At 64.7% G+C, this 12,630-nt stretch carries 2 protein-coding genes (1 of these 2 only partly in view); both read left to right on the top strand.

The window, feature by feature from the left end:
* Positions 1-2,701: the end of a type I polyketide synthase gene (locus OUZ45_RS14265; protein ID WP_266170793.1), read on the top strand. Its footprint begins 29,876 nt before the window's first position; the window shows 2,701 of its 32,577 coding nt (coding positions 29,877-32,577); the start codon falls outside the window, past its left edge; its stop codon occupies positions 2,699-2,701.
* Positions 2,701-12,630 (top strand): non-ribosomal peptide synthetase, encoded by a 9,930-nt coding sequence (locus OUZ45_RS14260; RefSeq protein WP_266170792.1) that lies wholly within the window; start codon positions 2,701-2,703, stop codon positions 12,628-12,630. The genes OUZ45_RS14265 and OUZ45_RS14260 overlap by 1 nt, the downstream gene beginning before the upstream one ends.

Below are 12,630 nucleotides of genomic sequence, written 5' to 3'. Positions count from 1 at the left end.
GGTGGCCGGTCGCGCGCGGATCATCGCGGACCTGCCGGGCGGCGCCATGCTGGCGGTGCCGCTGCCGGCGGACAAGCTCGAACCGATGTTGGGGGCCGACCTTGCGGTCGGCATCAGCAACGGCCCGAATCTCACGATCGTGTCCGGGCCGGACGCGTCGGTCGCCGCCCTGGAAACGGCACTTGCCGCGAAGGACGTGGTGAGCCGCCGCCTGCAGACCAGCCATGCGTTCCACTCGCCGATGATGGAAGGCGCCGCGGATGCGCTGCGGCAACTGCTGTCGACGGTCGAGCTGCATGCGCCGCAACGGCCTTGCCTGTCGAACGTTACCGGCGAGTGGATCACCAAAGCCGATGCGACCGATCGCGAGTACTGGATCAGGCATATGTGCCGGACGGCGCGCTTCGCCGAATGCCTCGACACGCTGTGGGCCAGGGGTGATTGGGCGATGGTCGAGGTGGGGCCGGGGCAGAGCCTGACCTCGCTGGTCAAGCAGCAGGCTCTGGGCCGGGAGCATGGGCAGGCACCGGCCGCGATCACGACCATACGCACCACCTATGTGCAGGACGACGACCGGGCGGTGCTGACGGCGGCGCTTGCGAAGCTATGGGTTGCCGGCGTGGCACCCGATTGGGATGCCTATCATGCCGGCGAGCAGCGCCGCCGCATCCCGCTGCCGAGTTATGCCTTCGACCGCCAGCGCTACTGGATCGACGCAGACATGCCGGAGGTGCCCCTGGCGAGCCGCCTGCTGACGCAGGCGGAGAAGTCGCCGCTGGCCGATTCGTTCTATCTGCCGTCGTGGAAGATTGCCGGGACCGTCGATGGCGCATTGAAGGCGCCCACGCCTGCGGCGGGCACCTGCTGGCTGATCTTTGCGGATGCGGACGGCATTGGCGACGCGCTCGCCGCGGCGGTGAAGCCGCTCGGCATCGAGACGGTGCTGGCGTGGCGCGGCAGGAGCTTCGCGGTCGCGCAGGATGGGTCCATCTCGTTGCGCGCCACCGTGAAGGAGGACTATGTCGCGGTGCTGAAGGAGCTCAAGCGCCGCAGCCTGGTGCCCAGCCGCATCGTGCATCTGTGGGCCGCCGAAGCGTGGGATGCCGATCTTTCCGGCCATCTGGCCGAGCAGATGGAAGCAGGCTTCTACAGCCTGTTCCATCTCGCCCAGGCGATCGGCGAGCGGCTGGCCGACACGCCGATCGAGCTATGCATCGTCGCCAGCGACCTGGAGCCGGTGCTCGGCACGGAGACCATTCATCCGGCCAAGGCCACGCTGCGTGGGCCGTGCAAGGTTATCCGCCAGGAGTTCGCGACGGTCGCCTGCCGCAGCATCGACCTGTTCTCGTCCGACGAAGAGGCTCTGGGTGAGGATCGCCTTGGCGCGCGCCTTGCCGCGGAAATCCTGTCCGGCGGTGACGACCAGTTCAGCGCGTTCCGCGACGGACAGCGCTGGATTCCGTTCGTTGCGCCGGTACAGGTCGATGCGCCGTTCGAGGAAGTGCCGCGCCTGAAGGAGGAGGGCGTCTATTTCGTCACCGGCGGCCTGGGCGGCATCGGCTTCGCCTTCGCCGAGCATATGTATCGGACCAAGCGCGCGAAGCTCGTGCTGGTAGGCCGTTCCGGCTTGCCGCCGCGCGAGGAGTGGGACGCGATCCTGGCCGCGGGTCACGACGACCGGGTGACCGAGCGCGTGCGCAAGGTCAGCAGCCTGATCGAGGCCGGCGCCGAGGTGCTGATGATCACCGCGGACGTGGCCGACCCGGCGCAGATGGAGGACGCCGTGCGCCAGGCGCTGGCGCGATTCGGGGCGATCAACGGCGTGTTCCACGCCGCGGGCCTGCCCGGCCAGGGCCTGACCCAGCTCAAGACCGCGCAAGCCGTTGCCGAGGTGATGGCGCCAAAGATCCAAGGCACGCTGGCGTTGGATCGCGCCTTCTCCGGCGTGGAGCTGGACTTCATGGTGCTGGTCTCGTCGATTGCGGCGATCACCGGCGGCGGCCCCGGCCAGATCGATTACTGCGCGGCGAACGCCTTCCTGGATGCCTTCGCTCAGCGCCATCACGCCAGGCATGGCGCGACGGTGGCAATCAGCTTCGGCGAATGGCAGTGGGATGCTTGGAGCGAAGGCCTGAAGGGCTTCCAGCCGGAGATGCAGGAGGCGATGAGGAGCCATCGCCGGCAGTTCGGCATCAGCTTCGAGGAAGGCATGGAAGGCGTCCGCCGCATCCTCGCGCTCGATGTGCCGCAGATGATCCTGCTACCCGAGGACGCGGTGGCGATGATCGGCGGCAGCAATACCTGCTCGGTCACCAATATCTCCAATGCGGTCAAGCAGACGCGCGGCCGCCGGACAAGCGCCTATCCGCGCCCTGCGCTGGCGACGGCGTTCGTCGCGGCGGAAAGCGACATGGAGCTTCAGATCGCCACGGTTTGGCAGGAGGTGCTCGGCATCGAGCAGGTCGGCGTCGATGACAATTTCTTCGATCTCGGCGGCAATTCGCTGGTCGGCCTGCAGCTGATCGGAAGAATCAATCGAGACCTGGATATGAGCATCCCGCTGAGCTGTATCTACGAGTCCTCCACTGTCAGAAAGCAGGCTGAGATGACCGAGGAAATTCTGATGATTCAGGCCGTCGGTTTGGAGCAGGAGCAGGTCGACGCGAGCCTGAGCGGCGATTTCATTGAGGAAGTTGTGTAGTGTCCACGGCACAGTTTCTAGGGATTCTCAAGAACCTCAATATCAAGCTCTGGCTTGAGGACGGCGCCTTGCGCGTCAGGGCGCTGCCCGATGTCCTGACCGCTGAGCTCAAGACCGAGCTGAGCGAGCGCAAGCCGGAGATCATCCGGCTCCTGCAGCAGCTTTCGCACGGCTCCGGCGAGAAGCCGGTCGAGTCCCGCACGGGAGATGAGGAATCGATCCCGCTGTCCTTTTCCCAGAAAAGGCTGTGGTTCCTCGATCAATTGCAGCCCGGGGTGCCGGCTTACAACACCTTCAGCGCGGCCGAGGTCGGACGGCGGATCGACCCCGCGGTGCTCGAACGTACCGTCGACGAGCTGGTCAGGCGGCATGAAATTCTGCGGACCAGCTTTCCCGCGGTCGACGGCGTGCCGGTCCAGCACATCGCACCCACGGCGCAGGTTCTCCTGCCGCTGGTCGATCTTTCGTCGCTGACGGCAGAGGAGCGTGCCGCCGAGGTCCGTCGCCGGATCCTCGAGGAGTCGAAAACGCCATTCGATCTCGCGCGCGGTTCGATGCTGCGCATCCGCCTGATCAAGCTGGCGGAAGAGCGCTATGTGTGGCTGCAGAGCATCCACCACATCATCAGCGACGATTGGTCGATGAAGCTGCTGGACCGGGAATTGAACGCGCTCTATGCCGCGTTTTCCGCCGGTCTTCCCTCACCCTTGCCGGAACTGCCGATCCAGTGGGCCGATTTCGCCCTCTGGCAACATCAGTGGCTGAAAGGGAAGGTGCTCGATGCGCACATCGATTACTGGGCCGGGCATCTCGGCGGTGAATTGCCGGTGCTCCATCTGGCCAGGAATCGTTCCAGGCAAGTGGAGACGCGCGGCTGCTGCGGCAATTTCTTCTTTCCGCCCGCGCTTTCCGCTGCACTGCGCCGATGGTGCGAGACGGAACGCGTCACCTTGTTCATGACACTGATTGCCGGCTATTCCGCGCTGCTGTCCCGCTACACCCTGCAGGACGACATCATCATCGGCTCGGCCGTCTCCGACCGAGGGCGCGTCGAGACCGAAAGCCTGATCGGCTTTTTCCTGAATACGCTGCCTTTGCGCGTGCGTGTCGACAAGAACGCCAGTTTTCGCGACTTGCTGCAGCAGATCCGGCGCACCTGCCTGGCAGCGTTCGACCATAGTGCCGTCCCCTATGAAGAGTTAATGCCGAAGCTGCAAATCACGCGCGATACCAGCGGCTCGCCGCTGTTTCAAACGATGCTGGTGTTGTTGAACTCGCCGACCGAGCAACGAAGCCCTGATGCGCCGCTGCAGGCGGTGGAGGATGAGCAAGCTCCCGATATCGAACATTTCGAAGGAGCTTTTGGCGCCTATGTGCCTTCCACCGGCAATGGCACGACAAAATTCGACCTTTCGGTCACGCTGGAAGAGACGCCGGCAGGGCTCACCGGCAGAACGGAATTCAACGGCGATCTTTTTGATCAACAGGAAATCGGGAAGCTCATAGAAAGGCTTCAGATCTTCCTGGGCGGCGCTCTTGCCGAGCCTGATCGGCCCGTCGCCGAGCTCGATCTGCTGACCGAGGCCGAGCGCGAAGCGCTGCTCATGGATTGGGCGCAGGGGGCGAAGCAAGCCACCGATATCGCGCAACTGCATCAATTTCTGGAGCGCCAGGCGGCGCTCCGGCCGACAGCGGTTGCCGTCGAAGAGGACGGCGTGGCTCTTAGCTATGCCGAGTTGAACGCGCAAGCCAATCAATTGGCGCGGGTTCTGAGGGCACGCGGTGTGCGGCCCGAATCCCGGGTCGGGATCTTGTTCGAACGATCCAGCGGCATGCTGGTGGCGCTGATGGCGGTGCTGAAAGCCGGCGGCGCCTGCGTTCCGCTCGATCCGGCCACGCCGGTCCAGCGTCTCGATTTCATCGTCGAAGACGCCGGGATCGACATGCTTCTGACGATGTCGGATATCGACCTGGGCCTGGCTGCCGCGGCCAGGATCGTCTTCCATCTGGATCGCGAGCAGGACAGCATGGCGCAGGAGAGCGGCGCCGACCTGGCGCCGACGGGCCATGCCGGCTCGCTTGCCTGCGTGCTGTACACGTCCGGATCGACGGGGCAGCCCAAGGGCGTGATGCTGTCGCACGGCGCATTGGTGAATTACGCCGTAGGCGCTGGCGAGGATTACGGCATCGAGCCTTCCGATCGCGTCCTGCAGTTCGCCTCGATCGCTTTCGACGCGAGCTTCGAAGAGATCTTCTCCACGTTCGCCAAAGGCGCGACGCTGGTCCTGCGTCCCGCAGGGATGCTCGAATCCAGCGAACACTTCATGGATCGCTGCGGGCGCATGGGCATTACGGTCCTGATGCTGCCCACGGCGTATTGGCATGAGATCGTGGTCGACCTCGACCATGTCCCTTTGCCGCCCATGCTGCGCTGCGTGGTGATCGGCGGCGAGCGCGCTTCGCCCATGGCCTTGGCGCAATGGCAAGCCAAGGCGGCCGATCGGATCGATCTGTTCAATACGTACGGCCCCACCGAAACCGCGATTGCGGTGACTCGATATAAATGTCCGGCGCGGACGGATCAGGACGGCGCGCTGAGGGAAGTTTCATTGGGCCGGCCCGTGGCCAATGTCGCGGTGCATATCCTGGATCAGGCCATGCGGCCGGTGCCTGCTTATATGCAGGGCGAGATTTTCGTCGGCGGGGCAGCGGTTGCGCAGGGGTATTTGAACCAGCCGGAGTTGACGGCGGAGCGCTTCGTCGATGATCCCTTCGGGCCGCCGGGAAGCCGGCTGTACCGCACGGGCGATCTTGGGCGTTATAACGCGGCCGGCGAGATCGAATATCTGGGCCGCAACGATTTCCAGGTGAAGATCCGCGGGTTCCGCATCGAGCTTGGCGAAATCGAGGCGAAGCTCGCCGCCTGCGAAGGCGTAGCGGCTAGCGTGGTCATTGCGCGGGAAGACCGGCCAGGGGACAAGCGGCTGGTGGCCTATATCCGCGCAGAAGCAGGGATCGTGCTTTCCGTCTCGGAGCTGCGCGCGGCGCTCTCCAGGCAATTGCCCGAATACATGGTGCCGAGCGCGTTCGTGACGCTGAAGGATTTTCCTCTGACGGTCAACGGCAAGCTGGACAGCAAGGCGTTGCCGGCGCCGGAAGCGGACGCCTTTGTGACGCAGGCGTACGAAGCACCTGTCGGCCGGGTCGAAACGGCGATCGCCGACATCTGGCAGGAACTGCTGGGTGTCGAGCGCGTGGGCCGGCACGACAACTTCTTCGAACTGGGCGGGCATTCCCTGCTGGCCGTGCGCCTGCTGGCACGGATGCGGCAGATGGATCTGCATGCCGACGTGCAGACCTTGTTCTCGACACCGACGGTGTCGGGATTGGCTGCGGCGATTGGCGGTGGCGCTGACGTTTTGGTTGTGCCAGATAATCTGATTCCGCCGGATGCGACGGCGATCACTCCGGCGATGCTGTCCCTGGTCGAGTTGACGGCCCCGGAGATCGAGCGGATCGCCGCGACCGTGCCGGGAGGAGCGGCGAATATCCAGGACATCTATCCCCTGGCGCCGCTGCAGGAAGGCATGTTGTTCCATCACATGCTGGCGACTGAAGGCGACCCCTATCAGGTTAGGGCTCTGTCGGTCTTCGAAAGTCGCACGCAACTGGACAGCTATCTGGCCGCATTGCGCTTCGCGATCGATCGCCATGACATGCTGCGGACCGGGATTGTGTGGGAGGGCTTATCCGAGCCGGCCCAGGTGGTGTGGCGAAAGGCCGAGCTGGCGGTGGAAGAACTTGCCTTGTCGGCGAGCGACGGCGACGTCGCCGACCAGCTATGGGCGCGCTTCGATCCGCGGGAATACCGGCTGGATCTACACCAGGCTCCGCTGTTCCGGCTGTTTGTGGCCTATGACGAGCGCAGCGATCGATGGATCGCCCTGCAGCTGCTGCATCACCTGTGCATGGACCACATGGCACAGGACCAGCTGCAGGCGGAGATCGCGCTGTACCTGCAAGGACGTCAGGCCGAGCTTCCGCGCGCGCTGCCGTTCCGCAACTTCGTGGCGCAGGCGCGGCTTGGCGTGAGTGCGTCGGAGCACGAGGCATTCTTCCGCGAGATGCTTGGTGACGTCGGCGAACCGACGATACCGTTCGGCCTCGCCGATGTGCGGGGCGACGGGAGCGATATCGACGAGATTCGGCGGGCAATCGATGCGGGGCTGGCGCGGCGGCTGCGGTCCCGGGCGCGGGCGCTTGGCGTAAGCGCGGCGAGCCTGTTCTATCTGGCGTGGGCGCAGGTGCTTGCGCGGGTGTCGGGCCGGGACGACGTGGTGTTCGGCACCGTCCTGTTCGGGCGCATGCAGGGCGAGAATGCCCTGGGCCTGGGGATCAATACGCTGCCGGTGCGGATTCGCATCGACGAAAGCAGCGTCGATACCAGTGTGCGCGCGGTGCATCGCCTGATCAGCCGGCTGTTGCGTCACGAGCACGCCTCGCTGGCGTTGGCGCAGAACTGCAGCGGCGTCCAAGCACCGGCGCCGCTGTTCAGTGCGCTGTTGAATTACCGCCATAGCGCGGCCAGCGAAGGGCAGGGGGCGGCAGTCCAGTGGGAAGGCGTGGTGGGGCAGCGCTCGGAGGAACGCACCAACTATCCGTTGACGCTGGCCATCGACGACCTTGGCGAAGGCTTTGAACTGGTCGCGCAGGTGCCGGCCTCGGTGGGTCCTGCGCGGGTGTGCGCGATGGTGCATCGAGCCCTGGAGCAATTGGTCGATGCGCTGGAACGCGCGCCGTCCAGCGCCGTGTGCGAGCTGGACGTATTGGGCGTGGAGGAGCGTCATCAGCTGCTGGAAGCGTTCAACGACACGGCGGTGGACTATCCGCAAGTCCGCTGCCTGCATCAGCTGTTCGAAGCGCAGGCGGAGCGCACGCCGGACGCGATCGCCCTGGTGTTCAGGGATCACCAGCTGACCTATGACGAGCTGAATGTCCGCGCCAACCAAGTGGCTCATCGTCTCGTGAGTCTGGGGGTCAAGCCCGACGATCGCGTGGCGCTGTATACCGAGCGCAGCGCTGAGATGGTGGTCGGCTTGCTGGGTGTGCTGAAGGCGGGCGGAAGTTATGTGCCGCTGGATCCGGATTATCCGGTCGATCGGATCGGCTACATGCTGGCGGACAGTGCGCCGAAACTTGTGCTGACGCAGGAGGCATGGCGTCGCCGGTTGCAGGACGTCGCGCCGCCGGTGGTGATGCTGGATGACGCTGAAAGCCTGGCGCTGCAACCCCGACATGACCCTGTGGTGGACGAGCTTTCAAGTACGCATCTGGCCTATGTCATCTATACGTCGGGCTCCACTGGCAACCCGAAGGGCGTGATGGTTGAGCATGGCGCCATCGTCAATCGTCTGCAGTGGATGCAGGACGCCTATCGGCTCGACGGTAGCGATCGCATTCTTCAAAAGACCCCCTTCAGCTTCGATGTGTCGGTGTGGGAATTCTTCTGGCCGTTGTCGTACGGCGCGCGGATCGTGCTGGCGGAGCCGGGTGGGCACAAGGATCCGGCCTATCTGCGTGACCTGATCGTGCGCGAAGCGGTGACGGCGACACATTTCGTGCCGTCCATGCTGAGGCAGTTCCTGAGTGTCGAGGACTTGGCGGCGTGCACCCGTCTTCGGTACGTCTTCTGTAGCGGTGAGGCCTTGCCCGCGGATGTCGTGGGAGCTTTCCTGGCATCGTCGACGGCGCATCTGCATAACCTTTATGGGCCGACGGAGGCGTCCGTCGATGTCACTTTTCATGCCTGCCGTGCGCAGGACGTCGGCTTGGCGATACCGATCGGACGTCCGATCGCCAACACGCAGATCTACATTCTGGATGACCGGCGCCGGCCGGTTCCTGTGGGCGTGGCGGGGGAAATCCATATCGGTGGCGTGGGCGTCGCGCGAGGGTATTTGAACCGTCCGACGTTGACGGCCGAACGCTTCGTCGACGATCCCTTCGGGTCGCCGGGAGGCCGCTTGTATCGAACGGGTGACCTGGGTCGGTATAACGCGGCCGGCGAGATCGAGTATCTGGGCCGCAACGATTTCCAGGTGAAGATCCGTGGGTTCCGCATCGAGCTTGGCGAAATCGAGGCGAAGCTCGCCGCGTGTGCAGGTGTGGCCGCCAGCGTGGTGATCGCGCGCGAGGACCAACCCGGCGACAAGCGGCTGGTAGCCTACCTCCGCGCCGAAGCGGGCAGTGTGCTTGCCGTGGCGGATCTGCGCGCGGAGCTGTCGAAGCAGTTGCCCGACTATATGGTGCCGAACGCCTTCGTGACGCTGGAGGATTTCCCCCTCACGGTCAACGGCAAGCTGGATCGCAAGGCACTGCCGGCGCCGGAGGCGGATGCGTTTGCAACCCAAGCCTATGAAGCGCCGATCGGTCGGGTCGAAACGGCGATCGCGGAGATCTGGCAGGACCTGCTCGGTGTCGAGCGCGTAGGCCGGCACGACAACTTCTTCGAGCTGGGCGGCCATTCCCTGCTGGCCGTGCGCCTGCTGGCCCGGATGCGGCAGGTGGATCTGCATGCCCACGTGCGGATGCTGTTCGAGACGCCGACCTTGTCGGGATTGGCCGCGGCCACCACGGGCGACGCCGAAGTCGTCGCGGTGCCGGATAACTTGCCCCCGCCAGACGCGACGGCGATCACCCCGGCGATGCTATCGCTGATTGAGTTGACGGCGCCGGAAATCGAGCGGATCGCTGCGACCGTGCCGGGAGGGGCAGCGAATATCCAGGACATCTATCCCTTAGTGCCGCTGCAGGAAGGGATCCTGTTCCATCACATGCTGGCGACCGATGGCGATCCTTATGTACTGAGGTCCCTCTCTACTTTTGGCAACAAGGCCCAGTTGGAGAGTTACCTGACCGCGTTGCGTTTCGCGATCGGCCGCCACGACATGCTGCGGACCGGGGTCGTGTGGGAAGGCTTGTCCGAGCCGGTCCAGGTGGTGTGGCGAAAGGCCGAGCTGGTGGTGGAGGAGCCTGTCTTGTCGGCCAGCGACGGTGATATCGCGGAGCAGCTGTGGACGCGCTTCGATCCGCGGCGATGCCGGCTGGATCTGCGCCAGGCCCCGCTGTTCAAGCTGTTTGCGGCGTATGACGAGCGCAACGACCGATGGGTGGTCCTGCAACTGCTGCATCAGTTGTGCATGGATCACATGGCGCAGGAGCACCTGCAGGCGGAGGTTGCGGCCTACCTGCAAGGACGCCAGGCCGAGCTTCCGCCCGCGCTGCCCTTCCGCAACTTCGTGGCGCAGGCGCGGCTGGGCGTGAGCGCGTCGGAACACGAGGCGTTCTTCCGCCAAATGCTCGGCGACGTCGACGAGCCGACGATCCCGTTCGGCCTTGCCAATGTGCATGGCGACGGCAGCAACATCGTCGATTTTCGGCGCGAGGTCGACGCAGGGCTGGCGCGGCGGCTGCGGTCCCGGGCGCGGGCGCTGGGCGTGAGCGCGGCAAGTCTCTGCCACCTGGCTACCGCCCTGGTGTTCGCGCGGGCGTCAGGCCAGAACGACGTGGTGTTCGGCACCGTCCTGTTCGGTGGCATGCAGGGCGAGAACGCCTTGGGCCTGGGGATCAATACGCTGCCGGTACGGATCCGCATCGACGAAAGCAGCGTCGATGCCAGCGTGCGCGCCGTGCACGGCCTGATCAGCCAGCTGCTGCACCACGAGCACGCCTCGCTGGTGCTGGCGCAGAACTGCAGTGGTGTTCGGGCACCCGCGCCGCTGTTCAGTGCGCTGCTGAATTACCGTCATACCGCGGCCAGCGAGGAGTCGAAGCCGTCAGGTGCGCAGGAGGAGGCGGGCCATCTGCGTTCGGAGGAGCGCACCAATTATCCGTTGACCTTGGCAATCGACGATTTCGGCGAAGGATTTGAATTGCTGGTGCAGGTGCAGGAGTCGATCGGTCCGGCGCGAGTGTGCGCGATGCTGCATCGGGCCATGGAGCAATTGGTCGACGCATTGGAATACGCGCCATCCACCCCCGTGTGCCAATTGGACGTGCTGGACGCGGCGGAGCGGCAGCAAGTGGTGGAGACGTTCAATGACACGACCGTGGACTATCCAAAGATCCGCTGCCTGCATCAGCTGTTTGAAGCGCAAGTGGGGCGCACGCCGGACGCGATCGCCCTGGTGTTCAAGGAACGCCAGTTGACCTATGCGGAGTTGAACGCCCGCGCCAACCAGCTCGCCCATCATCTGCTGGGCCAGGGGATCAAGCCCGACGATCGGGTGGCGCTGTATGCCGAGCGCAGCGCCGAGATGGTGGTCGGCTTGCTGGGTGTGCTGAAGGCGGGCGCAAGTTATGTGCCGCTGGATCCGGATTATCCGGTCGATCGGATCGGCTACATGCTGGCGGACAGTGCCCCGAAACTTGTGCTGACGCAGGAGGCATGGCGTCGCCGGTTGCAGGACATCGCGCCGCCGGTGGTGCTGCTGGATGACGCCGAAAGCCTGGCGCTGCAACCCCGACATGATCCTGTGGTGGACGAGCTCTCAAGCACGCAGCTGGCCTATGTCATCTATACGTCGGGCTCCACCGGCAACCCGAAGGGTGTGATGGTTGAGCACGGCGCCATCGTGAATCGCCTGCAGTGGATGCAGGATGCCTATCGGCTCGACGGCATGGATCGTGTTCTGCAAAAGACACCGTTTAGCTTCGACGTGTCAGTGTGGGAATTCTTCTGGCCGTTGTCGTATGGCGCGCGAATCGTGCTGGCGGAGCCGGGCGGGCACAAGGATCCAGCGGATCTGCGCGACCTGATCGTGGGCGAAGCGGTGACGGTGACGCACTTCGTGCCGTCCATGCTCAGGCAGTTCCTGAGTGTCGAGGACCTGGCGGCGTGCACCAGTCTCAGACACGTCTTCTGTAGCGGTGAAGCCTTGCCCGCGGATGTCGCGCGCGATTTCCTGGCGTCGTCGACGGCGCATCTGCATAACCTGTATGGGCCGACGGAGGCGTCCGTCGATGTCACCTTCCATGCCTGCCGTACGCAGGACGTCGGCTTGGCGATACCGATCGGACGTCCGATCGCCAACACGCAGATCTACATCCTGGATGAGCGGCGCCGGCCGGTTCCTGTCGGTGTGGCGGGGGAAATCCATATCGGTGGCGTGGGCGTCGCGCGAGGGTATTTGAACCGTCCGACGTTGACGGCCGAACGCTTCGTCGACGATCCCTTCGGGTCGCCGGGAAGTCGGTTATACCGGACGGGCGACCTGGGTCGTTATAACGCGGCCGGCGAGATCGAGTATCTGGGCCGCAACGATTTCCAGGTGAAGATCCGCGGGTTCCGCATCGAGCTTGGCGAAATCGAGGCGAAGCTCGCCGCGTGTGCAGGTGTGGCCGCCAGCGTGGTGATCGCGCGGGAAGACCAGCCCGGGGACAAGCGACTGGTGGCCTACCTCCGCGCCGAAGCGGGCAGCGTGCTTGCCGTGGCGGATCTGCGTGCGGAGCTTTCGAAGCAGCTTCCCGACTATATGGTGCCGAACGCCTTCGTGACGCTGGAGGATTTTCCTCTGACGGTCAACGGCAAGCTGGATCGCAAGGCACTGCCGGCGCCGGAGGTGGACGCGTATGCAACGCAAGCTTATGAAGCGCCGATCGGCCGGGTCGAAACGGCGATCGCCGAGATCTGGCAGGAACTGCTCGGTGTCGAGCGCGTAGGCCGACACGACAACTTCTTCGAGCTGGGCGGCCATTCCCTGCTGGCTGTGCGCCTGCTGGCGCGGATGCGGCAGGTGGATCTGCATGCCAGCGTGCAGGCGCTATTCGCGGCAGCGGTGCTGGAGCAATTCGCTGAACGGGTATCCATGGTGCCCCGTTTGAACCCGGCCGCTCCGAAGCAGCCGGTGTACGAGGAGGGCTTCATCTGA

It is taken from the genome of Dyella subtropica (assembly GCF_026283965.1).
Lineage (GTDB): Bacteria > Pseudomonadota > Gammaproteobacteria > Xanthomonadales > Rhodanobacteraceae > Dyella_D > Dyella_D subtropica.
This window is presented reverse-complemented; position numbering and strand designations above follow the sequence as displayed.